Annotated in this window: 26 protein-coding genes; 18 read left to right on the forward strand and 8 right to left on the reverse strand. The window is 62.1% G+C overall.

What is annotated here, in order from left to right:
• Positions 1-38: 38 nt before the first annotated feature.
• Both EV286_RS22460 and EV286_RS22465 read right to left on the reverse strand, forming a co-directional pair.
• Positions 39-845 carry an anti-sigma factor gene (locus EV286_RS22460; protein ID WP_132959379.1) on the reverse strand — a complete coding sequence of 269 codons (807 nt, stop codon included), beginning with the start codon at positions 843-845 and terminating at the stop codon, positions 39-41.
• Positions 842-1,639, reverse strand: a complete 798-nt coding sequence (locus tag EV286_RS22465; RefSeq protein WP_245500791.1) for a sigma-70 family RNA polymerase sigma factor — start codon at positions 1,637-1,639, stop codon at positions 842-844. Before EV286_RS22465 ends, EV286_RS22460 begins: the two co-directional genes overlap by 4 nt.
• 296 nt (positions 1,640-1,935) lie before the next feature.
• Between EV286_RS22465 and EV286_RS22470 the strand changes: the two genes are divergently transcribed.
• Both EV286_RS22470 and EV286_RS22475 read left to right on the forward strand, forming a co-directional pair.
• Positions 1,936-2,910 carry an MBL fold metallo-hydrolase gene (locus tag EV286_RS22470; protein ID WP_132959380.1) on the forward strand — a complete coding sequence of 325 codons (975 nt, stop codon included), beginning with the start codon at positions 1,936-1,938 and terminating at the stop codon, positions 2,908-2,910.
• 31 nt (positions 2,911-2,941) lie between these two features.
• Positions 2,942-3,385 (forward strand): tetratricopeptide repeat protein, encoded by a 444-nt coding sequence (locus EV286_RS22475; protein WP_245500800.1) that lies wholly within the window; start codon positions 2,942-2,944, stop codon positions 3,383-3,385.
• Positions 3,386-3,457: 72 nt separating this feature from the next.
• Here the strand turns inward: EV286_RS22475 and EV286_RS22480 are convergent, their stop codons facing one another.
• Positions 3,458-4,459, reverse strand: coding sequence for an LLM class flavin-dependent oxidoreductase (locus EV286_RS22480; RefSeq protein WP_132959382.1), 1,002 nt, complete (start codon positions 4,457-4,459; stop codon positions 3,458-3,460).
• Between the two features lie 391 nt (positions 4,460-4,850).
• The gene (locus tag EV286_RS22485) at positions 4,851-7,166 is read right to left on the reverse strand and encodes a methyl-accepting chemotaxis protein (protein ID WP_132959383.1); all 2,316 of its coding nucleotides are present in this window, start codon (positions 7,164-7,166) and stop codon (positions 4,851-4,853) included.
• A 200-nt stretch (positions 7,167-7,366) separates the two neighbouring features.
• On the opposite strand from EV286_RS22485, the gene ruvC reads away from it, so the two are divergent.
• From ruvC to EV286_RS22525, 8 genes are all read left to right on the forward strand, one after another.
• A complete protein-coding gene (gene ruvC, locus EV286_RS22490; RefSeq protein ID WP_132959384.1) occupies positions 7,367-7,876 on the forward strand; it encodes a crossover junction endodeoxyribonuclease RuvC in 510 nt (169 codons plus the stop codon).
• Positions 7,877-7,935: 59 nt separating this feature from the next.
• The gene (locus tag EV286_RS22495) at positions 7,936-8,187 is read left to right on the forward strand and encodes an AbrB/MazE/SpoVT family DNA-binding domain-containing protein (protein ID WP_132959385.1); all 252 of its coding nucleotides are present in this window, start codon (positions 7,936-7,938) and stop codon (positions 8,185-8,187) included.
• 4 nt (positions 8,188-8,191) lie between these two features.
• Complete coding sequence (locus tag EV286_RS22500) at positions 8,192-8,605, forward strand: type II toxin-antitoxin system VapC family toxin (RefSeq protein WP_132959482.1); 414 nt, start codon at positions 8,192-8,194, stop codon at positions 8,603-8,605.
• A 12-nt stretch (positions 8,606-8,617) separates the two neighbouring features.
• A complete protein-coding gene (ruvA, locus tag EV286_RS22505) occupies positions 8,618-9,232 on the forward strand; it encodes a Holliday junction branch migration protein RuvA (RefSeq protein ID WP_132959386.1) in 615 nt (204 codons plus the stop codon).
• Between the two features lie 81 nt (positions 9,233-9,313).
• On the forward strand, positions 9,314-10,354 hold the full coding sequence (gene ruvB, locus EV286_RS22510; protein ID WP_132959387.1) for a Holliday junction branch migration DNA helicase RuvB: 1,041 nt from the start codon (positions 9,314-9,316) through the stop codon (positions 10,352-10,354).
• Between the two features lie 16 nt (positions 10,355-10,370).
• Positions 10,371-10,886: an NUDIX hydrolase gene (locus tag EV286_RS22515; protein WP_132959483.1), complete on the forward strand. Its 516-nt coding sequence runs from the start codon at positions 10,371-10,373 to the stop codon at positions 10,884-10,886.
• Between the two features lie 179 nt (positions 10,887-11,065).
• Positions 11,066-11,590 (forward strand): AAA family ATPase, encoded by a 525-nt coding sequence (locus EV286_RS22520; RefSeq protein ID WP_132959388.1) that lies wholly within the window; start codon positions 11,066-11,068, stop codon positions 11,588-11,590.
• Positions 11,591-11,636: 46 nt separating this feature from the next.
• On the forward strand, positions 11,637-12,200 hold the full coding sequence (locus EV286_RS22525; RefSeq protein ID WP_132959389.1) for a DinB family protein: 564 nt from the start codon (positions 11,637-11,639) through the stop codon (positions 12,198-12,200).
• A 12-nt stretch (positions 12,201-12,212) separates the two neighbouring features.
• On the opposite strand, the gene EV286_RS22530 is transcribed toward EV286_RS22525, so the two are convergent.
• Genes EV286_RS22530 through EV286_RS22540 form a run of 3 tightly spaced genes read right to left on the reverse strand, consistent with a single transcriptional unit; the run spans position 12,213 to position 15,201 of the window.
• Positions 12,213-13,121, reverse strand: a complete 909-nt coding sequence (locus EV286_RS22530) for an NAD(P)-dependent oxidoreductase (protein WP_132959390.1) — start codon at positions 13,119-13,121, stop codon at positions 12,213-12,215.
• Complete coding sequence (locus tag EV286_RS22535; protein WP_132959391.1) at positions 13,118-13,984, reverse strand: glycosyltransferase; 867 nt, start codon at positions 13,982-13,984, stop codon at positions 13,118-13,120. Before EV286_RS22535 ends, EV286_RS22530 begins: the two co-directional genes overlap by 4 nt.
• Positions 13,981-15,201 (reverse strand): NAD-dependent epimerase/dehydratase family protein, encoded by a 1,221-nt coding sequence (locus EV286_RS22540; protein WP_132959392.1) that lies wholly within the window; start codon positions 15,199-15,201, stop codon positions 13,981-13,983. Before EV286_RS22540 ends, EV286_RS22535 begins: the two co-directional genes overlap by 4 nt.
• Before the next feature lie 118 nt (positions 15,202-15,319).
• Between EV286_RS22540 and ybgC the strand changes: the two genes are divergently transcribed.
• Complete coding sequence (gene ybgC / locus EV286_RS22545; RefSeq protein ID WP_132959393.1) at positions 15,320-15,772, forward strand: tol-pal system-associated acyl-CoA thioesterase; 453 nt, start codon at positions 15,320-15,322, stop codon at positions 15,770-15,772.
• A gap of 30 nt (positions 15,773-15,802) precedes the next feature.
• Here the strand turns inward: ybgC and EV286_RS22550 are convergent, their stop codons facing one another.
• Positions 15,803-16,816 carry a DUF4105 domain-containing protein gene (locus EV286_RS22550; protein WP_132959394.1) on the reverse strand — a complete coding sequence of 338 codons (1,014 nt, stop codon included), beginning with the start codon at positions 16,814-16,816 and terminating at the stop codon, positions 15,803-15,805.
• A gap of 525 nt (positions 16,817-17,341) precedes the next feature.
• Here EV286_RS22550 and tolQ point away from each other — a divergent pair.
• From tolQ to tilS, 7 genes are all read left to right on the forward strand, one after another.
• Positions 17,342-18,061: a protein TolQ gene (gene tolQ, locus EV286_RS22555; protein ID WP_132959395.1), complete on the forward strand. Its 720-nt coding sequence runs from the start codon at positions 17,342-17,344 to the stop codon at positions 18,059-18,061.
• 24 nt (positions 18,062-18,085) lie between these two features.
• A complete protein-coding gene (gene tolR, locus EV286_RS22560; RefSeq protein ID WP_132959396.1) occupies positions 18,086-18,541 on the forward strand; it encodes a protein TolR in 456 nt (151 codons plus the stop codon).
• Between the two features lie 8 nt (positions 18,542-18,549).
• Positions 18,550-19,680, forward strand: a complete 1,131-nt coding sequence (locus EV286_RS22565; RefSeq protein ID WP_132959397.1) for a hypothetical protein — start codon at positions 18,550-18,552, stop codon at positions 19,678-19,680.
• Positions 19,681-19,701: 21 nt separating this feature from the next.
• The gene (gene tolB, locus EV286_RS22570) at positions 19,702-21,012 is read left to right on the forward strand and encodes a Tol-Pal system beta propeller repeat protein TolB (protein WP_132959398.1); all 1,311 of its coding nucleotides are present in this window, start codon (positions 19,702-19,704) and stop codon (positions 21,010-21,012) included.
• Positions 21,013-21,164: 152 nt separating this feature from the next.
• Complete coding sequence (gene pal / locus EV286_RS22575) at positions 21,165-21,695, forward strand: peptidoglycan-associated lipoprotein Pal (protein ID WP_132959399.1); 531 nt, start codon at positions 21,165-21,167, stop codon at positions 21,693-21,695.
• Between the two features lie 158 nt (positions 21,696-21,853).
• The gene (gene ybgF, locus EV286_RS22580) at positions 21,854-22,816 is read left to right on the forward strand and encodes a tol-pal system protein YbgF (protein ID WP_132959400.1); all 963 of its coding nucleotides are present in this window, start codon (positions 21,854-21,856) and stop codon (positions 22,814-22,816) included.
• 10 nt (positions 22,817-22,826) lie between these two features.
• Positions 22,827-24,149 (forward strand): tRNA lysidine(34) synthetase TilS, encoded by a 1,323-nt coding sequence (gene tilS / locus EV286_RS22585; protein ID WP_132959401.1) that lies wholly within the window; start codon positions 22,827-22,829, stop codon positions 24,147-24,149.
• The last annotated feature ends 62 nt before the right edge of the window (positions 24,150-24,211 follow it).

Raw genomic sequence — 24,211 nt, forward strand, 5'->3', positions numbered from 1 at the left:
CCCGGCCTTCATGCCGGGCTTTTTCTTTTTCAGGCCCGTTACGATCCGGCCTGTCGCATGAAATCGTCACGGAAGGTTGCGAGATCGGATGCCGCCACATCCGACACTGCCCAGAAGACGAGACCGCCGCTCGACCACTTCACGACGTTATAGCCTTCGTGGGCGCTTGCCGTTTCCGCTCCGGCTTTGTCCGGCCAGACAAAGACATTGATGATGTGCGCATGGCGGCGATAGATCAGCGCGGCGACAACCCTGCCGTCGATGTAGTCGACGCGGCCGCCGACCAGCGGAAAGCCCTGCGGCGCCAGATCGACGACAGGCGGCGAGAAATCGATCTTGCCGTCGAACCATGGCTTGACGGTATGCTGATCCGAGGTCAGCACGTCGGTCAGATGGTTGGCAAGCAGCGAGCGGAGGTGGCTCGCCAGGACTTCGTCCTGGATGGGAAGGTCGGATCTCGGCGCATTGAAGAAGAGGAAGGCGCTTGCCGCGAGCACGCCGAGCGATGGGATAAAGCTCCATTCCTTCACATAGCGCAGGCCGCGCGCCCACCATGTCTGCTGCGACGCCGTCCGCCGGGCCGCTATTCTCGACCGCTCTTCCTGAGCAAGGGCATCGAGCACGGAGGAGCGAACGGCTGAAGGCACCGGCCATTTCACTCCATCCTGTCTCATCAGCCGTCTCATGGTTTGAAGTCTTTCCAGTTCGGCGATGCAATCGGGGCAGGATTCAAGGTGGCTTTCGAATTGCGCGGTGTGCACGGAATCCAGTTCATCATCGACGAACCCGTGCAGCATGACGCGCCATTCCCGGCAGCCTTCCTTGTCCGCATTCTCTTCGCTCATTTCGTCTTTCCACCGTCTTCGAGAAGGCGCCATGCATCGGCAAATTCCTGGCGCGCCCTTGCCAACCGCGACATGACAGTGCCGATGGGCACATCGACAATTTCCGCGATCTGGCGATAGGAGAGGTCTTCGAGTTCGCGCAGCACCAGCACCTCGCGCATGGCTTCGGGCAGGGCGCCGATCACCTTGCGAACGCGTAGCGACTCCGTCGCGTGGATGACAGCCATCTCGGGCGTGTCCTCATCCGAGGCGATGTCATAGTCAGTCGATCGCTTGCCGTCGTCATCCGCCCGCCCCGGCATTGGTACCTCCAGGCGAGACTTGCGCCGCTTTTCGATCAGCCAGGCGTGGTAGCAGTTGCGCACAATACTGAAGATCCAAGCGCGCGGATCTCCTCCGCGATAGCCCCCGAAGCCGCGGCAGGCGCGCAGGAAAGCATCCTGCAATATATCCTGGGCGGCATCCTGGTCGCGGCTCAAGTAGCGCGCGAAATTATAGGCGGCGTCCATGTGCGGCATGATCGTGCGGTGGAAGCGCTGCATGACATCGGCGTCTCCCGGTGTGTCGCGGGCATCGCCTGTCAACTCGACAGCACTTCCTTTGACCCCTGCTTCGGCTGTGGTGCTCGGCAAGACAAAGGCGATTGCTGCGGCAATCGGGTGGGCGCTTGGGCGCCGGCCGTCACCAAGAAGGGAGTGCGCAGCCCTCATTCCCGCCACCCATAGGTTGGCGACGAGGGCGAGGGGAGGGCGGTGGCCGAATGATGCCGGATACGCGGTAGAGGCGTCTGTCATTCTGTTTCCCGAGCTGTGCAGAGGGCGAATTTAAGCCTCGGATCAAAGAAGGTCCAATGTGCGGTTCTTTGAATAGATCGGGCGGGCGGCCGTTTTATTCCCACGACCAACGATTTTTTTCAGCGGACGCACGCTCCGAAGTCGCTCCGCAAAAATTTAAGTTTTATTTCAATAACTTGCGAAAATTCCCGAGCTTCTTCGGAATAAACCATCAAGGCCCGCGATCTGGTTTTGGCAGTGGGGCCGATAGGTTGCTCCACGACGCAGATACCGAAATAACCCGAGGAGATATCACCATGTTCAACATGACACGTCGCGCCGTTCTGGGCTCTGCAGCAGCCGCGGCTGCGTTCGGCCTGTCATCGAAGCTGGAGTTCGTCGCTCCCGTCTTTGCCCAAACGCCGCTTGAGCCGCGCGTCGGCTTCTATCGCTACAAGGTGGGATCGGTCGAAGTGACTGCGATCTATGACGGCATATGGCGCAAGCCGCACGATCCGAAATTCATCCGCAATGCGTCCGTCGAAGACACGAAGGAAGCGCTTGCCAAGGCCGGCCAGACCACGGACTTCATGCCGATCCCGCTGACCGTCGTCGTTTTGAAGGTCGACGACCGGCTGATCATGATGGATGCCGGCTCCGGCGTGGGGCAGTGGCAGGCGAACGCCAAGCATCTGCCGGCCAACATGGCGGCCGCAGGCATCGACTACAAGAAGATCGACACAATCATGATCTCGCACTTCCACCCGGATCATGTCTGGGGGCTGATGGAGAAAGGAACGAACGATCCGGTATTTCCGAATGCCGAGCTGATCGTCAATGCCGCCGAATTCAACTGGTGGACCGATCCGGGCCGCCTCGACAAGCTGGCTCCCGATCGGAAGCCCGCCGGCAAGCGCATCGCCGAGGTCTTCCCGAAATGGAAGAACTGGAAGCTCGTGGATGACGGGGCCGAAGTCGCCCCGGGCATCCGGCTGATATCGGCGCCCGGCCATACGCCCGGTCATTCCGTCTATCTCGTGGATGCGGGGAGCGATCAGTTCATGGTTTCGGCGGACATCATGTACGTGCCGGCCCTGCTTGCACCGCATCCGGAATGGCAGGGCGCCTATGACCAGGACGGACCGATGGCGGTCGACACCCGCCGCAAACTGATCGACCGGGTGATCGCAGACAACATCAAGATCTGCGGTTCCCACTTCCCGTTCCCCGGAACGGGCACCTTCGTGAAAGACGGAAATTCCTACGGGTTCACGCCTGTAATTCAAGCCTGATCGGCAAAGGAGAACGATCATGAGACCGTTTATGCTCAACGGGCGGCTGGTCGCTGCCCTTGTCATCAGCATCGCGGCTGCGACCCCGGCGCTCGCCGTCGACAATATTGAGTCGTCCGATGCTCCCGATCTGACCTCCGTGCAGGCCAAGATCGCGGCGAAGGACTATTCGGGCGCGTTGAAGGAGCTTCAAGGCATTGCCCAGACCACGCAGCAGGCTGATGTCTACAATCTGATGGGCTTCACGCTTCGCAAGACTGGCGACTACCGGACGTCGCTCACCTACTACACCAAGGCGCTGGAACTGCAGCCCGACCACAGGGCGGCCCGGGAATATCTCGGAGAGCTCTATGTCGAGACCGGCGACATGGCCAAAGCCAACGAACAGTTGGCAACACTGGCGAAGCTTTGCCCTGATGGCTGCGAAGAACTGGACGATTTGCGAAAGGCCATAGCAGCCAAGGGGGCTAGCTGAGACGACCCGAGGCAGGCGGGAAACCGCCTGCCTCGCCTTGCTTCGAATGACAGTGAAAGCCTCTTGCCTGGATCAGGCTGCCGTTTTCTCGAATGCATCCAATCCCGCAAACAGCTCGACCGACTTCAGCCGCGCCTCGATATCGTGGATCGGCATGGAGATAATGAGCTCGTCGGCGCCGGTCTCCTTCAGGAAGCCGTCCAGCTTTGCCTCGGCAGTCTTCGGCGAGCCAACGACGGCGTAGCGCAGCGTGTGCTCCACATTGATCTTTTCCATCGGCGTCCAGAAGCTCTCCATATCCTTCACGGGACGCGGGAAGGGCCCGCGCACGTTGCGGCGCAGGTTGACGAACTGCTGCTGCGCCGAGGTGAAGTGGTACTGTGCCTCTTCGTCTGTCTCTGCCACCGAACCCATGACGCCCACCATCGCATAGGGCTTATCCAGCGTTGCGGAAGGTTCGAAGCGATCATGGTAGATCGCCAGCGCATCGAGCAGCATGTCAGGTGCGAAGTGCGAGGCGAAGGCATAGGGGAGGCCGAGCATGGCGGCGAGCTGGGCGCTGTAGAGGCTCGAGCCCAGTAGCCAGATCGGGATATGCGAGCTGTTGCCCGGGACCGCGAGGATCGCCTGGTTCTCGACCGGCGAGTCGAGCAGTTGCTGCAACTCCACGACGTCATTGGGGAATGAGTTGGCGCCGGCATCGAGGTTGCGCCTCAGCGCCTGAGCGGTGCGCATGTCGGTGCCCGGAGCGCGGCCGAGACCCAGATCGACGCGGCCCGGAAAGAGGGCCTCCAGCGTGCCGAACTGCTCGGCGATGACGAGCGGCGAGTGGTTTGGCAACATAACGCCGCCCGAGCCGATGCGGATGCGTTTCGTCGCTGCGCCGACATGGCCGATGACGACGGCGGTCGCTGCGCTCGCTACGCCGGGCATGCCGTGGTGCTCCGCCAGCCAGAAGCGCTTGTAGCCGTATTCCTCCGCCTTCTGCGCCATGCGCGCCGAGCCTTCGAAGGATTGGCGGATGGTGGTGCCTTCGGAAACGGGGGAAAGATCGAGAATGGAAAAGGGAACCATGGAAAACCTTCAAGGGGATTGAGGCGATCTGAAACGATAACCATCCATGTAGGTTCGCGTTGTCGTTATTCCAAAGGCTCGCGACGATTTCTCCGCGGTCCAGGCACGGAAGAGGCGCCGCAGGCGGCCCCAGACTGCTGACAACCTCTTGCGGTTCGACACACCTTGGTTCGCCGTCATTCCGAGCTTGAGCCGGAATTCAGCCCGCCGGGCGTCTGCGCTGCGAAAGAGTCTTTCGCGATCAAGGACTTGATCGCGCTGGATACCGGCACGAGGCCGGTATGACGGCGGTAGGCATTTTTCCGCTCTATAAGCTGCCAATCGGGTTGGCGGCTTTGTCAGTAGTCTGAGGGCCGCAGGCGGCCCTCCGAAATCCGGCAATGCTGTCGGTTCAGCCGACGGCGCGGAGGTATTCGACTTCCGTCGTGCGGCCGGTCGAGGAGGCCGAGAGGCGGAAGTTGCCGAGGCGGCGGTCCATCTCTTCGGCCTCTGTCGCAAGGCGGCGGATCGCCGTCGTCGTCTCCTCCACCATGGCGGCGTTCTGCTGGGTCATGCCATCGAGTTCGGAGACGGCGACGTTGATCTGGCGCAACGCATCGGCTTCTTCGCGTGTCGCGTCCTTCATTCCTTCGATCTGGCCATTGATGGCTTCGACATGCTGGCCGATGCCCTTGAGCGCGACACCTGCCTTCTCGACAAGCGAGACGCCGGTTTCGACTTCACGGGTCGATTTCTGCAGAAGGCCGGCAATCTCCTTGGCGGCGCTCGAGGAGCGTTGCGCGAGTTCCCGAACCTCCTGGGCCACGACGGCGAAGCCCTTGCCGGATTCGCCGGCGCGCGCCGCTTCCACGCCGGCATTGAGAGCCAGCAGGTTCGTTTGGAAGGCGATCTCGTCGATCACGCTGATGATCTGGTTGATCTGACGCGAAGATCCCTGGATCGCCTCCATCGCGGCGATCGTCTCGTGCATGATCTCGCCGGACCCGAGCGTCTCGCTCTGGGCGTTGCGGGCGATCTTGGCTGCCTGCTCGGCTCGCTCGATCTGCGCACGAACCGACTGTGTGATCGCGTTGATCGCGCTCGCCGTCTCGCTGATCGAGGAGGCCTGGCGCTCGGTGCGGTTTGCCAGTTCATCGGCGCCGGTACGCATTTCGTTCGAGCCGGAGCGGACGGCCTGCGAGTTTCCGCCGATGGCGGCCATGGTCTCGTTCAGGGTCGCCAGCGCCTCGTTGAAGTTGTGGCGCAGTGCCTCCAGTTCGCTCGGGAAGGTCCGGCCGATCCGGTAGGCGAGGTCTCCTTCCGCGAGATGCGTCAGGCCCTCGTCGAGCGCCTCGACGACGTCCTGCAGCGAACGTGCCTCGGCGTCGCGTTCGGCAAGGCGCTGGCGGCGTTCCTGATCTGCGGCAGCGCGCTCGTCGGCACTTGCGGCCTCGAGCCGGCGCTGCTCTGTGAGGGACGTGCGGAAGCTCATCAGCGCCCTTGCCATGACGCCGATCTCATCCTTGCGGCCCTGGCTGCCGATCTCGCCGTCGAGCTTGCCGTCGGCTACGTCGCGTGTGATCGCGGCGAGGCGTGCAAGTGGCGAGAACAGCATCTTCATGACGATGGTGGTCGCAGTCAACGTGACCGCGAGCACGCCGAGGCCAAGCAGGGTAAGGATGGTCGCGATCTCGATCGATCCCGCGTTCAGCTCGCTCAGCAGCAGGCTCTCGACCACAAGGAAGCGGGAGCCGTGATAGTCGACGCTACGGACATAGGCGCGCGCGGCGCCATCTGCACGCTCGAAATCGGCGACCATCATGCCGCTATTTGTCAGCGCGTCCTTCGCGAAGGCGAACTTGGAGGCATCGAGGTTGACGAGCTGGCCCGCCGCATCGAGGCCGATTGCCGTGCCGTCATCGGAAACGATGGCCGACATGGCCGAGCTTCCGGCCGCATTGCCCTTGGCGAGGATCGCGGCGATGATGTCGTCGCGCACCTTGAAGAGGATCACGCCCTTCGGCGCGCCCATCTTGACCACCGGCACGGCATAGAAGATCGCGGGCTTTCCGCTTGCGGCATCGACGCGCAGCCCGGAGAATGCCGTTGGCGCGGAATCCTCCGTAGCCTGTGCCGCGTTGGCGATCGCGCGGGCATAGGCGAGGCCGAGGCCCGTGTCCTTCCAGGCATCGGACTTCATGTCCTCGGCAAAGGCATCGCCCTTCTTGTAGGAGTAGAGAACGTTGCCCTCTAGATCGGCGATCAGGAGGTCGCTGAAGTCCGTGCCCCCGAGGGTCTTGGCGACGTCGCCCTGCACCTTTTCGTGGTTCGAATAGTAGAAGCCGCTCGGGCCTTCCGGCTTCAGGAGCTTCTCGCGCTGGTCGGCGGGGTTCGGGTTCTTGGTGATGAAGACGTCCTTGAGCTCTGCACGCGCGTTGCCGGAGTTCTTCTCGATCGTCTTCCAGCCGCTCTTCAGGCTGGTGATCGCCATCTGGAGCGCCTCGATGCGTGCCATCGAATTGGCCTGGTTCTCGAGTTGCTCCAGCCGGTCGCGCAGCATGTCGCCCCGGAAGGTCAGGACACTCTCCTTGGCCTTCTGGGCCTGCTCGCCGGAGATGCGGCTGCTGGTGTAATAGGCGAGCATGTCGATGGCGCTAATCGAAACAAGCGTGAGCAGCACGAAGGTCGCGATGACCTTGAAGGACAGCGATTGAAATCTCTGAGCCATGAACCGGAAACCCCTCTTCCGAATATATTCAGCCGGTGGTGCGCCGGCCCGCATCCGGCCGCAGCGGGCGCCCCCTGCATTTAAGGGATCAGAATTCCCGCAATGCGTTTAATTCACGTAAATGGAACTGTGCGGGAAGTTTGTTTTCGCTTTGTTCACATTTGGCTGGCAGATGCCTTTCGCGAAAGGTAGGGTTCAGCATGAGCAGCACGATTCGCATCATCGGCATCGATCCCGGTCTCCGGCGTACCGGCTGGGGTATCATCGAGACGCTCGGCAATTCGCTGCGCTTCGTTGCCTCCGGAACGGTAACGTCGGATGGCGACATGGATCTTGCCTCCAGGCTCTGCCAGCTGCATGACGGTCTTGCCGAGGTGGTTCACAGCTACCAGCCACACGAGGCGGCGGTCGAGCAGACCTTCGTCAACAAGGATGCCGTCGCTACGCTTAAGCTCGGCCAGGCCCGCGGCATCGCCATGCTTGTACCGGCGCGCGCCGGGCTGCCTGTCTCCGAATATGCGCCGAACGCCGTCAAGAAGACGGTCATCGGCGTCGGCCACGGCGAAAAGCAGCAGATCCACATGATGCTGAAGATCCTGATGCCAAAGGCGGAGTTCAAGGGCAACGACGCCGCCGACGCGCTCGCCATCGCCATCTGCCATGCTCATCATCGCGGTGGAAACCGCATGCGCCAGGCCATCGCAGGCTGATGTGTTCTTGACTTGTTCCGCCGGTAATGATAATTATTACCGCAAATGAGGAGCCGGTCATGCGTGTTACTTCGAAGGGGCAGGTCACCATTCCGCGCGACCTGCGTGAGCTTGCTGGCATCGAGCCGAATAGCGAGGTGATCTTCTCGATCGAGGGCGGGAAGCTTGTGATTTCGCCGAAGGGCGGCAAGCAGCAGATCGAGGACCGTGAAAGGCTGGATCGTTTCATGGCGGCGCTCGAACGCATGAAGGACACCGGTGATCAGTCTATCGACGCCGAGGCGTTGATGAACATGACGCGTGATCGCTGATTCGATGACGACGCTTGTCGATACGAATGTGCTTGTGGACCTCGCCGTGCCGACCTCCGATTGGCATCAGTGGTCACGCCAGAGGGTCTATCTTGCCTTCAGGGGCGGGCCGGTTGCGATCAATCCGATCATCTATGCGGAATTTTCCGTTCGCTACCAGGATATGGACGAGGTCGATCGTCTCTTGCCCGAAGAGGAGTTTCGTCGCGAGAACCTGCCGTGGCCGGCTGCCTTCGCGGCGGCTGCGGCTTTCCGGCAGTACCGATTGGCCAGCGGCGGACGCGATCGCATATTGCCGGATTTCATGATCGGCGCTCATGCGATGATCCGCGGCTATACGGTTCTGACGCGCGACCCCAAGGGCTTCCGCTCGTACTTCCCCTCGCTCGACATCATTTCACCCGAAACGCACCCCTGACGGACATTTCTCATGATCGGCAAGCTTAAAGGCACTATCGACGAGATCGGCGACGACCATGTGCTGGTCGATGTCCACGGCGTCTGCTACGTGGCCTTCTGTTCGGCGCGCACGCTTTCGAAGATAGGCTCGGTCGGAGAGGCCTGCGTGCTCTTCATCGAGACGTATGTGCGCGAGGACCAGCTGAAGCTCTTCGGCTTCATGACGGCGCTGGAGCGCGAGTGGTTCAACCTGCTGCAGAGCGTGCAGGGCGTCGGCGCCAAGGTCGCGCTTGGCGTGCTTTCCACGCTGACGCCGGCCGAGATTGCCAATGCGATCGCGCTGCAGGACCGTACATCGGTCTCGCGTGCGCCGGGCGTCGGGCCGAAAGTCGCGATGCGCATCGTCACTGAACTCAAGAACAAGGCGCCATCCTTCGCTGGTGAGGCGGTCAATATTGGTCTCAAGCAGGAACTGGGAGAGGGTGTTGCGGCCGCTCCCGTCGCCGATGCGGTCTCGGCGCTGACCAATCTCGGCTATTCTCGCGACCAGGCGGCCAACGCCGTTGCCGCCGCACTGAAGTCCGCGGGCGAGGGCGCCGACAGCGCAAAGCTCATCCGTTTCGGATTGAAGGAGCTGTCGCGGTGAGCGGAGAGAAAACCTCCCCGTGATGTCGAAAGCGCCGCAATTTGGTGTATTGGTGTCAGAGCTGTTGGAACGGAAATAGACATGAGTGAAGCCGCCCGCCTGATATCGTCGGAAAAGCGCGGAGAAGACCTCGACGCGACGCTGCGTCCCCAATCTCTGGATGAATTCACCGGCCAGGCCGAGGCCCGCGCCAACCTGAAGGTCTTCATCGAGGCAGCGAAGAACCGCGGCGAGGCGCTGGACCACGTGCTCTTCGTCGGTCCGCCCGGCCTCGGCAAGACGACGCTCGCCCAGATCATGGCCAAGGAGCTCGGGGTCAACTTCCGCTCCACCTCAGGCCCCGTCATCGCCAAGGCGGGAGACCTCGCGGCTCTTCTCACCAATCTCGAAGAGCGTGACGTGCTCTTCATCGACGAGATCCACCGGCTCAATCCCGCCGTCGAGGAAATCCTCTATCCGGCCATGGAGGATTTCCAGCTCGATCTCATCATCGGCGAGGGTCCGGCGGCGCGATCCGTCAAGATCGACCTTGCGAAGTTCACGCTCGTTGCGGCAACCACGCGGCTCGGCCTTCTCACCACGCCGCTCAGGGATCGCTTCGGCATTCCGGTCCGACTCAACTTCTATACCGTGGAAGAGCTCGAACTGATCGTTCGCCGCGGCGCCCGTCTCATGGGGCTGCCGATGACGGACGAGGGGGCGCTCGAGATCGCACGGCGTGCTCGAGGCACACCGCGCATCGCTGGCCGGCTCTTGCGTCGCGTGCGCGATTTCGCGGAGGTCGCCCGCGCGGAGGCTGTCACCCGGCAGATCGCCGACGAGGCGCTGACGCGGCTGCTCGTCGACAATATGGGCCTCGACCAGCTCGACAAGCGTTACCTCAACATGATCGCCGTCAATTTCGGCGGTGGTCCGGTCGGCATCGAGACGATCGCTGCCGGCCTCTCCGAGCCGCGCGACGCCATCGAGGACATCATCGAGCCCTACATGATCCAGCAGGGCTTCATCCAGCGCACGCCGCGCGGCCGCGTGCTGACGGCGACCGCGTGGAAGCATCTCGGCATGCAGCCGCCCAAGGATATGGAGGCGGCGCAGTTCCGCATGAGTCTGGAGGATGACTGATGGTCGAGCTGGCGTCATGGGCGGCCGCACGCGCATAAAGATCAAGGCAAAGCCGAAGTGGCGGTTCCAGGTGCGGGTCGCCGGCCTCGGGTTTCGCGACGGCCATGTGCTTGTCCATCGCGCCGCGCAGGAACCGTTCTGGACCTTTCCGGGCGGCCGCGCGGAGATCGGCGAAGCTTCCGAGGAAACGCTGAAGCGCGAGATGCTCGAAGAGATCGGCGCCGAGGTCTCCGTCGGGCGCTTGCTTTGGGTTGTCGAGAATTTCTTTCACTACGAGAAGCGGGACTGGCACGAGATGGGCTTCTACTATCTCATGACGATCCCCGAGAGCTTTCCCTTCCACCCAGAAAAGATCGTTCATCGGATACAGGACGGAAAGAACGCGCTCGAGTTCAAATGGGCGAAGGCGACACGTGAGGCCTTGGCCGCGCTCGACATACCGCCCTATTTCATTGCGGAAGAGATCGAAAACCTGCCGCAATCGCCGCGCCATCTCGTCTGGAACGACGGCGATCTTGACCGGAGCAACTAGGTGAGCATTGTTCTTCGTGCGTTGCGCTCCCGCGGCATGGTGTTCAACTGTTTCCGCCAAGGGCAGGATCTGTCAGCAATCTCATCCGGATAAATGTGCCATGATCAGACCTACCGTGTCATTCCGTGATTAAGAATTCCATCTAGAATTCAGCGGAAAACAATCTGGAGGCGCGCTGCATGCTTGTAATCCTTGGTGGCCTGCCCGGCGCTGGAAAAACAACAATTGCGTGCGCTTTGGCGAAACAGCTAGGGGCCGTGCACGTTCGGGTCGATACCATCGAACAAAATATCCGGGCTTCAATTGCGCCGAGTTTCGACGTCGGTCCGGCAGGTTACGTGGTTGCCTATGGTATCGCTCGAGACAACCTCGCTCTGGGCAATACCGTAGTCGCGGATTCCGTAAACTGCCTACACGTAACCAGAGACGCCTGGCTTTCGGTCGCAAAACGATCGGTCGTGCAAGCCGTCGAAGTAGAGGTCATTTGCTCGGACAAGGCTGAGCATCGGCGAAGAGCAGAGACACGGGAGACAGATGTTGAAGGGCTGGTGAAGCCGATCTGGGATGAGATCACCCGTCGTGTTTATGAAGATTGGGGCGAGCGACCTCTTGTTGTCGACACCGCCAAGATGGGCGTCGATGAACTCGCTGCCGATCTGGTTTCGAAACTTAAGCTTCGCCGAAAGCACCAAACCCTGACTTAGGACGTGTTTTGCGCTAGTGGCCTCGGGGAGCAAGGGAGGAGCAACCATGACAGAATTCGATCCCGTTCGAGTTTTCCGCAAGCTCGCTTACAACAATGCGCTTGCGAACCTGCGCCTGCACCGCGCCTGCGCTGAGCTGAAGCCGGGAGAATTCGAGGCGACGCGGACAAGCTTCTTCCCGTCCATCAGGTCGACGCTGAACCACATTCTCACCGTCGACTGGTTTTATGTCGACGCGCTCGAGGGCGGCACGCTGGGCGTCAAGGCGTTTGAGGTTGACGAACCCTTTGAGAGTGCTGCGGAGCTTGCCGCTGAACAGGCGAAGGTCGATGCGCGGTTGGTGAACCTCTGCAACGCCCTGACGCCGATGAGCCTCGTTTCGACTGTCAACCTGCACCGCGCCAACCGCATTCAGCCGGAACGCGCGGAGGATGTGCTGAGCCACCTCTTCCAGCACCAGACGCATCATCGCGGCCAGGCCCATGCGATGCTGGCGGGCTCCAGCGTTCCCCCACCGCAACTCGACGAGTTCATCGTCGCAGACGATGCCCGTTTCAGGGGAGACGAGGTTTCCGCGCTTGGTCTCAGCGAAGATCGCCTGATGCGATAGGAAAGCCCGGCCTTACGAAGCTGAGCGTGTGGTGCCGTTTGCCGTCGAGGCAAGCTCTCGCAGGGTTCGCTCCAGCGCATCGAGGCCGCCACCGCGCCAGCCAAGCCTGCGGATCTTTTCCGTCGACATGGCGTTGATACTGCCGCGGTCAGCCGGTTCCGGAAGCGGATGAGGACAGCCGGTCACCTGCCTCACGATGCCCAGAATCTCGCGCGTCTCGGTAAGGATACCGGAGACGTTGAAGACCTCGCCGCTGATGCGCGCCGCCTCCGTCTCCAGCATCAGCCGCACGGCACGGCCGACGTCGCTGCCATGGACCTCTGTTCCGGCGCGGGCGGTGATCGGCTGGCCAGCAAGGTAGTCGGCAATCATCCCATCCCACTTGTTCGGCCGAAGGTTGCCATAGACGCCGGTTAGTCTCAGGCTCGCTGTCGCAAATCCCGGTGCGGCAAGCGCGGCGAGGCTGCGTTCGGCGAGCAGCTTCACCTCGCCATAGAGGGTTTCCGGTTGCGGCAGCATGGTTTCTTCGAGCACCGTTCCGGCCGGCAGTTCCCCATAGACGGCCCGGCTCGACAGGAACACGCAGCGGCGGGTGCCGGCGCGCCTCGCGGCCTCGAAGAGCCTGACGCTTCCATCCAGATTGCGTCGCCGGAATCCTTCCGGATTGTTGCCTTCCCCGCCGCGATATTTGCCCGGCACGTGGTCGAAGGCGGCATGCACGAAGAAATAGGCATCGTCGAAAGCCTCGATCTGGTCCCGGTCGGGATCGAGCGAGAGTGGCAGGAACTCGACGGAGCGGGAGAAGAGGTCGGGTGCCGGCGCCTGCCGCCCGCCGACTGTCACGGAATAACCGGCCGCGAGCAGTTCCTCGACGATGTAGCGACCGACGAGCCCCGTCCCGCCCGACACCAGTACCTTCATGCAGCCTCTCTCGGATTGGCAAGCGTGGCTATCTCGGGCAGGGCGCGACCTTCATGGAAACAATGCCAGAGCTCGATCAGCGGCCTCAGCTTTTCCGCCTTGGGATGGTCCTTCTCCCAAGGCTTCTCGTACTGATAGTGCAGGATCGAGATGCTCTTCCAGTCCCAGAGTTCGGGCATGGTGAACCACACATATTGCAGCATGTTCATGAAGACGGGCAGGCCGTGCCAATCGGGGAAGAATTCCTGCAAGAAGGTCTGGTCGGTGCGCGGCCAGAAGATGCCCTGCCGATCGAGCAGCTTCAGCATGCTGCCAAAGGTCGAGAGCGACGGCTTGGCGACAAAGACGCCGGAATTCAGCCGGTGGAAATCCGCAAGCCCTTCATAGACGTTCGGCGCCGCGGAGAATTCCGGATAGTCGAAGAGCCTGTCGACGTTTCTCAGCACCAGCGCGTCGGCGTCGATGAAGATGCAGGAATCATAGTCGATGAGCTGCCAGAGCCGCAGCTTGCAGAAATTGTCGAGCGGAGAGTGGAAGGCCGGCTTGCGACCTTTGGTAAAGGGAGCGGCGGCGTGCAGCGCGCTGCGGCCGTGGCGTTCGTTGAAGTCGTCGGAAAGCGGCAGATGCTCGACCCCGATCAGCCGGCAGCCGAGCGCCTCGAGCGGTACGAGCACCTCGTCGGCGACACTGCCGGTATGCATGACGACGACATCCGCCGCGGTCTTCGACCAGAATATCGAGCGCGCCAGCGCCAGCGCGCCCATGGCGTAATCGGCATTCGTCACCAGCGTCACATAGGCCTGGCGGGATTGCGGGCTGGTGCGCGGGCGCAGCCCCTGCAGCATTTCGCTCCCGATCATCATGAGACGGATTTCAGCCGCTTGCCTTCGGGATCGTGATTGACGGTCGCGGCAAGGTCCTTGGTCCAGGCGGAGACGGCCGGCACACGCGAACGGTCGACGCGATAGGCGTATTTCCTGGCGACATCGACGATCTCCGAGAGCAGCCCGCTTTCCAGCGTGATCGGCTTCAGGCCGAGATCGAGGAACTTGTCGTTCTTCACGACGAGCTCGTTTTCGGCAGCCTCCTTGCGCGGGTTCGGCAGCCAGGCGATCTCCGATCCGGAGATCTTCGCGATCATCTCGGCGAGATCGCGCACCCGATGGGTTTCCGTTATCTGGTTGAAGATTTCGACGCGGCTTCCGCGCGCCGGCGGGTTCATCAATGCCAACTCGATGCAGCGCACGGAATCCTGGATATGGATGAAGGCGCGGGTCTGGCCGCCGGTGCCGTGCACGGTCAGCGGGTAGCCGATCGCCGCCTGGATCAGGAAGCGGTTCAGCACCGTGCCGTAGTCGCCGTCATAGTCGAAGCGGTTGATGATCTGCGTGTGCCGGCGCGTCTGCTCGGTGTGCGTTCCCCAGACGATGCCCTGGTGCAGGTCGGTGATCCTCAGCAGATCGTTCTTCGCGTAGAACTGGAAAAGCAGCTGATCCAGGCACTTGGTCATGTGGTAGATCGAGCCCGGATTGGCGGGATAGAGGATCTCCTGACTGACCGAGTGACCATCCGGCGTCTCGATGCCCACCGGCAGGTAGCCCTCGGGAATGGCCGCGCCGACCGTCGAATAGCCATAGACGCCCATGGTGCCGAGATGGACGAGATGGGCGTCGAGATTGAGTTCCACGAGCGCGTTCAGGAGGTTATGCGTCGCGCTGACATTGTTGTTGACGGTGTAGTTCTTGTGCCGGTCGCTCTTCATCGAATAGGGCGCGGCGCGCTGCTCGGCGAAGTGGATGATCGCGTCGGGGCGGTGCTCGCCGAGCCACGTCTTGAGCAGCTCGTAGTCCTTGGCGAGGTCGATCAGGTTGAAGTGGATGCGGCGGCCGGTCTCGGCATGCCATATTCGCGTGCGCTCCTGGATGGAATCCATCGGGGTGAGAGACTGGACACCGAGTTCGGTATCGATCCAGCGGCGCGAGAGATTGTCGAGGATATGGACCTCGTGGCCCGCGTCCGAAAGATGGAGGGAAGTCGGCCAGCCGATGAACCCGTCCCCGCCCATAACCGCAATCTTCATGAGTCGCCTCCTGTTCGGTCGCATTCCACCGGGCATAGTTAAGAATTATGACATTTGTTCAATGCTTGCGCGTCAAAGCGACTTGGGTCAAAGAGGGCCGCATGTCTGGAGAGTTGAAATGAACAGCAGCCCTTTTCTGATCTCGGGAGAACTGATCGACGGCGGTCATCGGCTGATGCAGCGCGTCTACTACGAGGACACGGATTTCTCCGGCCTCGTCTATCACGCCCGCTATCTGCATTTTCTGGAGCGCGGCCGCACCGACTATCTGCGCTGTCTCGGCTGCGAGCAGAGCGCGCTGCTGACGACCGATGAGGAAGGCCTGGTCTTCGTCGTCCACCGCATGGAGATCGACTTCAAGGCTCCTGCGCGCATGGACGAGGTGCTGACGATCACGACGATCACCGAAAAGGCTGGTGGCGCCAAGATGGTGCTCAACCAGGAGATCCGCCGCGGCGAGACCCTGCTGATCGCGGCAAAGGTCATTATCGCGGTCATCAATGCGAAGGGCAGGCCCAGACGGTTGCCGGAATCGCTTGCGGCCCAGTTTCTTGCCAAGGCGCCGGCCTGATCTGCCAGCCTCGAAGGCGGAAAGCGGGCTTTAGTTCGCGGCCAGCGAGGGTGAGGGCACGCCAACCCGGATCAGTCGGGAAAAGTCCGGCGAAAGGCCGGCAGCCTGCGCGCGTTCGTCGATGTGCGCTGCGGCCTTAAGCTCAGCGAGCGGCAGGTTGGTGTCGAGTGCGCCGCGCTCGTAGGCGTATTCGGGCAGATAGCCGTTGACGATGAGCCGCCAGTCGAACGGAACCGTTGCTCCGACCGCGCGCATTAGCTTGACCACCGTCGTCGTGCAGTTGGTGGTGATCGAGTTGTAGAATTGGGGATTGGAGGAGAGCGAGTTCGCGTCCTCGACATATTCCAGCAGCAGTGCACGGGCTCCGGCCGGCCCCACCCGCAGGCGATAGATCTGGACATCCTCCTTGCGGATGTTCGACCTCAGCCGCACCACATCGCGTTCGTCGGCGGCGATGATAACGAGGGGCGTGCTCTTGAAGGCGTCGGCGACCGGTGAAAATTTGCCTCCGAGTGGCCGTTTCACTTCGATTGACCAGGCCAGATACTCGTCACCTTCGAAACCGAAGCTCAGGATGACATGGGCAATGCTCGGGCCCGACCAGTAGGACATGAAGAGATCGAGCGTGCGCAGCTTGCTGAGATCGTAGGTCCGCGTGGTCCAGCGCTCGTTGGCCTTGCCGCTGTCGTCCCATTCGAAGTCCCGAACATTCGTCAGCGTCAGTATGTCGCCGTTCAGCGTTCCGCTTACCTGGCGAGCGACGTCGGGCGACCAATCAGCCTCCGCCGGCGGCTTGATCGTGCTCCACCAGACAGCCACCGCCGCAAGCACCAGGGCAAAGAGGATCAGGGCACGGAAACGCAGCCGAGTGAAGAGGGCGATGATGGTCGCGAGGCCCAGCAGGACGACCAGGCCACCGGCTGTGGCCCTCGCGATCTCGGGGGTCGGCAGCTTGTACCAAACGGCAAGCCCCGCCCAGGCCGCCGCAAGCGCGACGATCAGGCCAAGGACGATCAAGATCAGAACCCGGGCTACCAGTGCCAAGCTTTCCCCTCGCTTGCTCCGCACGCCCGATGCGCCCGCCTCGGCGTCAGGTCGCCTGCACTATAGACGAGTTTTTGCCGATCATGGAGGTCGAATGCCGATTTCCCGGAGGCGTGCATCTCGGCGCCGGAGAACCTCCCGCGAGACCCCCGAAAAATAAGAGGACGGAGCCACCTTGTTAAAACATGATTTTTATGTGAAGGAATTCCCGCGCTGCAAGGGATTATCCGCGCTCCTCCGCAATGGAGGCCCTGTCGGGCAAGTTACGAGATAGATTCGTCGACCTTGACCCAATAACCGTCATATCGGGACGCTAACCATCTGTTAACGATAATAGTGTCTTACTGTAAAAGTCATAGATTGTGCGGTGCACGCCTTCCTTTGACCAAATTTGACGGCAAGAAGGCGATGAAGAGCTTGGAGGCTTGACCAGGGCGTTCTCGGCGGCAGCCGGACATTTCTTGCGAAATCACTTTGTGCCGCCCGGTCCAGCGCCGGGCGTTCGGATTCGGGGATTTTGGATCAATGGAACAAGTTGGATTGGCAGCAGCAACGGCAGACGTATCGCTCTGGTCGCTGTTCATGCAGGCAGGACTGGTCGTCAAGCTCGTCATGCTCGGTTTGCTCGGCGCGTCCGTATGGACGTGGGCGATCGTCATCGACAAGTATCTCAACTATGGCCGGGCACGGCGCCAGTTCGATCATTTCGAACAGGTGTTCTGGTCGGGTCAGTCGCTCGAAGAGCTCTATCGCACGCTTTCGGAGCGAAGCAACACCGGCCTCAGCGCCATCTTCGTCGCCGCGATGCGCGAGTGGAAGAAGTCGTTCGAGCGCGGCGCCCGTTCGCCGATCGGCCTGCAGATGCGTATCGACCGGGCAATGGACGTTACTCTGGCGCGCGAATCGGAATATCTGAGCGCCCGCCTCGGCTCGCTCGCGACCATCGGTTCGGCCGCTCCCTTCATCGGCCTCTTCGGTACGGTCGTCGGTATCATGACCTCCTTCCAGGCAATCGCCGGCTCCAAGTCGACGAACCTCGCGGTCGTCGCTCCCGGTATCGCCGAAGCGCTGCTTGCGACCGCGATCGGCCTCGTTGCCGCTATCCCGGCGGTCATCGCCTACAACAAGTTTTCCGCCGATGCCGGCAAGCTTTCCGCCCGCATGGAAGGTTTCGCGGACGAATTCTCCGCCATCCTTTCGCGCCAGATCGACGAGAAGCTGCAGCCTCGCGCTGCCGCTCAATAACCGACGGAAACGGAGTGCACCGACATGGGTATGGCTGTTGGAGGCAATAGCGGCGGAGGCGGTGGTCGCCGTCGTCGCGGCGGGAGCCGGAGAGCCCTGGTTTCCGAAATCAACGTGACGCCGCTCGTCGACGTCATGCTCGTGCTGTTGATCATCTTCATGGTGGCGGCGCCGATGATGACGGTCGGCGTGCCGATCGATCTCCCCAATACCGAGGCGAAGGCTCTCAATTCCGAGACCCAGCCGATCACCATCTCCGTCAAGGCGGATGGCGAGGTCTATCTGCAGGAAACACCGATCCCGGTTGCCGAGATCGCGGCCAAGCTCGAGGCGATTGCCACGACCGGCTATAGCGAGCGCATCTTCGTGCGCGGCGATGCGACGGCGCCTTATGGCGTCATCGCCGACGTGATGGCCCGTATCCAGGGTGCCGGCTACAAGAATATCGGCCTCGTTACCCAGCAGAAGAAGGACTCGTAGCGCAAGCGATGAAGGCCAGCGTCGTCACATCTGTGGTTCTGCATGGCATGGTGCTCACCTGGGCGCTGGTCTCCATCGGAACGCCGGAATCCTTCAAGGTGGAGGATTTCGAGGCGATGCCGGTGGACCTGGTGCCCGTCGAGTCGATCACCCAGATGCAGCAGGGCGACAAGAAGGCGCCGATGAAGGAGGTTTCGGCGCCGGTGCCGACGACCCGTCCGCCGATCGCAGAGGCTGCCGAGAACGCCGGCGACAACAATGTCGACCTGAAAACACCCCCTGTTCCGAATTCCAAGCCGAGCACCAGCGAGGCGGCCGCCGCCAATTCGAGCGACAAGCCGCTGCCGCAGGTCGATCCCGTCCCGAACGACGTGAAGGAAGTCAACAAGGAAGAGACCGACGTCGAGCCGAAGGAGGTCGCCTCCATTTCTCCGCCGAAGCCGGAGGAAATCGTGCCGCCGAAGCCCGAGGAGCCGAAGCCGCAGGAAGAGGCCAAGCCGGAAGAGCCGCCGAAGCCGGATGCCGAGGCATTGCCCGACAATGTGCCGACGCCGGCCGCCAAGCCGCAGGTGAAGCCACCCGAACCTAAGGCCGCCGAAAAGCCGCCGGAGAAGAAGCCGGACCAGCCGAAAACCGCCGAAAAGCCGACCGACAAGAAGAAGGACGATCAGAAGCGAGAGACGGCGAAATCCGCCTCGTCGATGAAGAGCGACTTCAACGCCGACGAGATCTCGGCCCTCCTGAACAAGACCGATCCCTCTGCCGGCGGCGCCAAGCGCTCGACGCAGGAAGCCTCGCTCGGCGCGAAGAAGAGCACGAACGGCTCGAAGCTGTCGCTCAGCGAAATGGACGCCTTGAAGAGCGCGATTGCCGGCAACTGGTCGATCGTTCCCGGCATGGAAGGCATGAGCGAAGTGCGTATCCGCGTCCACATGAAGCTCGATCCGGAGGGCAACATCATCGGCGATCCCGAAGTCGAGGCGACCGGTGGCGAGAACGAGTCCACCCGACGCGCGCTCGCCGGGGGTGCCTACCGCGCCATCATGAAATCCGCGCCCTTCGCGTCCCTTCCGAAGGACAAATACGATGCCTGGAACGAAGTCGTCGTCAACTTCGATCCGAGCGATCTGGGAATCTAAATGCTGAAAGGCCTTTCCTCTATGACCAAGTGTTCCCTTATCCGCGCTCTTATGGTCGCCGCGGGTCTGATGACTGCGGCGGCGTTCACGACGCCGGCCAACGCGCTCGTGGAAATCAACATCAACAAGGGCAACGTCCAGCCGCTGCCGATCGCAGTCACCGACTTCCTACAGGGTGATCTCGGCGCACAGGTCTCCCAGGTCATCGCCGACGACCTGCAGCGTTCGGGCCTGTTCGCGCCCATCAACAAGACCGCCTTCATCGAGAAGATCGCCAATCCGGATGTCGCGCCGCGATTTGAGGACTGGAAGGTCATCAACGCACAGGCTCTGGTCACCGGCCGTGTCACCAAGGAGGCCGACGGCCGTCTTCGCGCCGAGTTCCGCCTGTGGGACACCTTCGCGGGCCAGCAGATGACGGGGCAGCAGTTCTACACCCAGCCCGAAAACTGGCGTCGCGTCGCCCACATCATCGCCGACGCGATCTACAAGCAGATCACCGGCGAGGATGGCTATTTCGATACCCGTGTCGTTTTCGTCTCGGAAAGCGGTCCGAAAACGGAGCGCAAGCGCCAGCTCGCCATCATGGACCAGGACGGCTTCAACGTCCGCACGCTCACGAACGGCAGCGACCTCGTGCTGACGCCGCGCTTCTCGCCCAACCAGCAGGAAGTCACCTACATGTCGTTCGAGAACCAGCAGCCGCGGGTCTACCTGCTGCAACTGGACACTGGACAGCGTGAAGTCGTCGGCAATTTCCCCGGCATGACCTTTTCTCCGCGCTTCTCTCCGGACGGCCAGAAGGTCATCATGAGCCTGCAGCAGGAAGGCAATTCCAACATCTACACGATGGACCTGCGCTCGCGCACCACGACGCGTCTGACGTCGACGGCGGCAATCGACACTTCGCCCTCCTATTCGCCTGAGGGCAACCGGATCGTCTTCGAAAGCGACCGTGGCGGAAAGCAGCAGCTCTACGTGATGAATTCCGATGGCTCCGGCCAGACACGCATCTCCTTCGGCGACGGTTCCTATTCGACGCCGGTCTGGTCGCCGCGTGGCGATCTCATCGCTTTCACCAAGCAGTCGGGCGGCAAGTTCTCGATCGGCGTCATGAAGCCGGACGGTTCGGGCGAGCGCATTCTGACGACGGGCTTCCACAACGAGGGCCCGACCTGGGCGCCGAACGGCCGCGTGCTCATGTTCTTCCGACAGGCGGCAGGCTCTGGCGGACCGCAGCTCTATTCCATCGATCTGTCGGGCTACAACGAGCAGGCCGTCAAGACACCGACCTATGCATCCGACCCTGCCTGGTCGCCGCTCCTCCAGTAGGGCGGCGCCATGCTACTCAGTAGCCGCAAAGTGCCGAAGATTGACCGATCAAGGGACGCAATAAGAATTCCTTAACCATAACCATTGTAAGCGGATTAACCGAACACGGTTACTGTCCAGCAACCCTCATTAAGTTTGCAAGGAGACCGGCCTTGAGCCACATCCAGACTCCGGCCATGGGCCGCATGCAGAATCTTGCCCGCAATCCCGTCATGATCGCTATGGTGGTCGGTCTGGCGCTCGCCGGCTGCGCCAACAAGAAGAACCTGCCGAACAGCGCGGGCGATCTCGGCCTCGGCGCCGGCGCTGCTACGCCCGGCTCGGCGCAGGACTTCACGGTCAATGTCGGCGACCGCATCTTCTTCGACACCGACTCCTCGTCGATCCGCGCCGATGCCGGCCAGACGCTCGATCGTCAGGCCCAGTGGCTCGCCCGCTATCCGAACTACGCCATCACCGTCGAAGGCCATGCCGACGAGCGCGGCACGCGCGAATACAACCTCGCGCTCGGCGCACGCCGTGCTGCCGCCGCCAAGGACTACCTCGCTTCGCGTGGCGTCCCGGCCAGCCGCATGAAGACCATCTCCTACGGCAAGGAACGCCCGGTTGCTGTCTGCGACGACATCTCCTGCTGGTCGCAGAACCGCCGCGCAGTCACGGTTCTCGGCGGCGCCGGTTCCTGATAGAATCCCATACGTCGGGAAAGCGAAAAGGCGGCCAAAAGGCCGCCTTTCTTTTTCGACCACACTTTGGCCGAACTCCGTTGCTTTTTGAAAGCAATTGGCAAAATCTCCTGTTCGTGCCGCGGGGCGCGAAGAATCACTGGGACAGGACGATACCTATGAAGAAATTTGTCGTGGCAGGCTTGCTCTGCCTGGCAGCTGTGGCGGGCACGGAACGGGCGGCATACTCCATGTCGATCTTCGGCCTTCATCTCGGCGACAAGGCCGCCGAGAGCCGCACACCCGACCAGCCGGTGGTCAGGGTGCAGAGCAGCGATTCGGAAGTCCGGCTGCAGCAGCTCGAGGAACAGATGCGTCAGTTGAACGGCCGCATCGAGGAAATGAGCTTCCAGCTCCTGCAGATGCAGGAGCAGATCCGCAAGGCACAGGAAGACAACGAATTCCGCTTCCAGCAGCTCGAAAAGGGCGGCACCAAGAAGAGCGGATCTCTCGAAAAGCCTGTTGGCGGACAGAGCGACGACGTCGCGAAGATCATCGAGGCACCACAGGGGGCGGAAACCGCTCCCTCCACCTCCGTGCCGGACAACACCGGCCTCGGCCAGCCGCCTTCGCAGCTCGGATCGCTTGAGCTCGACCAGAACGGCCAGCCGATCGGCACGACGCGCAACAGCCAGTCGAACGCCAGCGCGCCACTTCCGCGCGGCGACGCCGGCGCACCGCAGCAGACGGCTTCCCTCGGCAGCGAGGGAGACATCTACAAGGCCGCCTACGGCCATGTTCTCTCCGGCGACTACGGCCTCGCCGAGGAGGAATTCGGCCAGTTCATCTCGCGTTATCCAAACAGCGCGCGGGCGGCGGACGCCAATTTCTGGCTCGGCGAAGCGCTCTATTCGCAGGGCAAGTACAACGAGGCGGCCAAGACCTTCCTCAATGCCCACCAGAAATACGCCTCCTCGGAAAAGGCGCCCGAAATGCTGCTGAAGCTCGGCATGTCGCTTGCCGCGCTCGACAACAAGGACACGGCCTGCGCCACGCTGCGCGAAGTGCCGAAGCGCTACCCCAAGGCCTCCCGTGCGGTCGTGACGAAGGTCGCCAGCGAACAGAAGCGCCTGGCCTGCTGAGCCGTCGCGATTGTCCGCCGAAGCCGACACAGTTTCTCCTATCGAGGCAGCCGACCTTTTCCTCAACTCGCTTCGCAAGCCTGCCCGCATTCTCGTCGCCATTTCCGGCGGCAGCGATTCTACCGGCCTCCTGATCGCCCTTTCCGACTGGTTGAAGGCCAATCCCCTTTCAGAAATCTCACTCGTTGCGGCAACCGTCGACCATGGCCTGCGCGCCGAATCTGCGGCGGAGGCACTGCAGGTCGCAGCACTCTGCGGCAGTCTCGGCATCCCGCATGTCACGCGCCTCTGGCGCGGCCCGCGGCCCGCAGCCGGGGTGATGGCGGCAGCCCGCGAGGCGCGCTACGACCTGCTCGCCGATGCGACGGCTGAACTTCACGCCAATGTGATCGTGACGGCTCACACGCTGGATGATCAACACGAAACGCTCGCCATGCGCAATTCCCGCGGTGGCCAGGCGGATGCGGCCGGGCTGTCCGGTATTGCCGATGCCGTCCTCTTTGACCATCGGCTATGGGTCGTGCGGCCGATCCTCGCCTGCCGCCGCGCCGATATCCGTTCTTTTCTCACCGCGCGGGGTCTCTCCTGGATCGATGATCCGAGTAACGAGGACGAGCACTATGAGCGTGTGCGCACCCGCAAGCGGCTGGGTGGGGCGGGCGATCAAGCCGGCAGCCCGGCGAAGGAAGCCGCCGCACGCCGCCTTGGCCTTTCAGCGGCCGCTGCGGATTGGCTGACGACGCATTTCTCGCTGGAAGGCGGCGTGCTGGGCCGGCTCGACCGGGCTGCGCTCGCGGCCGATCCTGCAGTGCTCTCCTATGGGCTCGGCTATCTCGCCGCCACCCTGGGCGGCCAGGCATTCCCTCCGGGTCGGGAGGCCCTGCAGCGTGTGATCGACTTTCTTGCATCGGGCGAACCGGGCCGGCGGACGGTAGGCAGGGTAGTCTTCGATCTCAGGCGCGACGGACTGTACCTGGTGCGGGAGGGCAGGGGGATATTGCCGCTCTCGCTCGGGCCGGGAGAACGCGGCATATGGGATGGGCGCTTCGAGATCGCCAATGCCGGCAGCGGGGCGATCCGCGTCGAAGGCGGTGGGGATATTGGCGCGTGGCCGCCGTTCCTTCCGAAGGCAGCCGTTCGTCGCGCCGCTGCAGTACGTCCCCGTATCATGGACGAAAGCGGCGAATTGCTTGCAGGGGAGCAGGCTCGACTGGTCGCCATTGCAGCGGTTCTCGCACCTTTTGACCGTTTTTTGACAAGATTCGATCTCACCTTCGCTGATAGTCTTGCCGCAGCTTTTGGAAGAAAGACTTATCCAGGGCTTCCGTTTTAGGTGTTGTTGACGGAAAACGCATCCTGCCGCTTGGTTTGCCTTGGCAAGGACGCCACGCAACC

This window comes from Rhizobium sp. BK251, assembly GCF_004345245.1.
Classification (GTDB): Bacteria; Pseudomonadota; Alphaproteobacteria; order Rhizobiales; family Rhizobiaceae; genus Rhizobium.

Excerpts from the sequence above, each read along its gene's own strand:
- EV286_RS22460 (WP_132959379.1), bottom strand. The coding sequence starts at position 845 with ATGAGCGAAGAGAATGCGGACAAGGAAGGCTGCCGGGAATGGCGCGTC.
- EV286_RS22465 (WP_245500791.1), bottom strand. The coding sequence starts at position 1,639 with ATGACAGACGCCTCTACCGCGTATCCGGCATCATTCGGCCACCGCCCT.
- EV286_RS22470 (WP_132959380.1), top strand. The coding sequence starts at position 1,936 with ATGTTCAACATGACACGTCGCGCCGTTCTGGGCTCTGCAGCAGCCGCG.
- EV286_RS22475 (WP_245500800.1), top strand. The coding sequence starts at position 2,942 with ATGCTCAACGGGCGGCTGGTCGCTGCCCTTGTCATCAGCATCGCGGCT.
- EV286_RS22480 (WP_132959382.1), bottom strand. The coding sequence starts at position 4,459 with ATGGTTCCCTTTTCCATTCTCGATCTTTCCCCCGTTTCCGAAGGCACC.
- EV286_RS22485 (WP_132959383.1), bottom strand. The coding sequence starts at position 7,166 with ATGGCTCAGAGATTTCAATCGCTGTCCTTCAAGGTCATCGCGACCTTC.
- ruvC (WP_132959384.1), top strand. The coding sequence starts at position 7,367 with ATGAGCAGCACGATTCGCATCATCGGCATCGATCCCGGTCTCCGGCGT.
- EV286_RS22495 (WP_132959385.1), top strand. The coding sequence starts at position 7,936 with ATGCGTGTTACTTCGAAGGGGCAGGTCACCATTCCGCGCGACCTGCGT.
- EV286_RS22500 (WP_132959482.1), top strand. The coding sequence starts at position 8,192 with ATGACGACGCTTGTCGATACGAATGTGCTTGTGGACCTCGCCGTGCCG.
- ruvA (WP_132959386.1), top strand. The coding sequence starts at position 8,618 with ATGATCGGCAAGCTTAAAGGCACTATCGACGAGATCGGCGACGACCAT.
- ruvB (WP_132959387.1), top strand. The coding sequence starts at position 9,314 with ATGAGTGAAGCCGCCCGCCTGATATCGTCGGAAAAGCGCGGAGAAGAC.
- EV286_RS22515 (WP_132959483.1), top strand. The coding sequence starts at position 10,371 with ATGGGCGGCCGCACGCGCATAAAGATCAAGGCAAAGCCGAAGTGGCGG.
- EV286_RS22520 (WP_132959388.1), top strand. The coding sequence starts at position 11,066 with ATGCTTGTAATCCTTGGTGGCCTGCCCGGCGCTGGAAAAACAACAATT.
- EV286_RS22525 (WP_132959389.1), top strand. The coding sequence starts at position 11,637 with ATGACAGAATTCGATCCCGTTCGAGTTTTCCGCAAGCTCGCTTACAAC.
- EV286_RS22530 (WP_132959390.1), bottom strand. The coding sequence starts at position 13,121 with ATGAAGGTACTGGTGTCGGGCGGGACGGGGCTCGTCGGTCGCTACATC.
- EV286_RS22535 (WP_132959391.1), bottom strand. The coding sequence starts at position 13,984 with ATGATGATCGGGAGCGAAATGCTGCAGGGGCTGCGCCCGCGCACCAGC.
- EV286_RS22540 (WP_132959392.1), bottom strand. The coding sequence starts at position 15,201 with ATGAAGATTGCGGTTATGGGCGGGGACGGGTTCATCGGCTGGCCGACT.
- ybgC (WP_132959393.1), top strand. The coding sequence starts at position 15,320 with ATGAACAGCAGCCCTTTTCTGATCTCGGGAGAACTGATCGACGGCGGT.
- tolQ (WP_132959395.1), top strand. The coding sequence starts at position 17,342 with ATGGAACAAGTTGGATTGGCAGCAGCAACGGCAGACGTATCGCTCTGG.
- tolR (WP_132959396.1), top strand. The coding sequence starts at position 18,086 with ATGGGTATGGCTGTTGGAGGCAATAGCGGCGGAGGCGGTGGTCGCCGT.
- EV286_RS22565 (WP_132959397.1), top strand. The coding sequence starts at position 18,550 with ATGAAGGCCAGCGTCGTCACATCTGTGGTTCTGCATGGCATGGTGCTC.
- tolB (WP_132959398.1), top strand. The coding sequence starts at position 19,702 with ATGACCAAGTGTTCCCTTATCCGCGCTCTTATGGTCGCCGCGGGTCTG.
- ybgF (WP_132959400.1), top strand. The coding sequence starts at position 21,854 with ATGAAGAAATTTGTCGTGGCAGGCTTGCTCTGCCTGGCAGCTGTGGCG.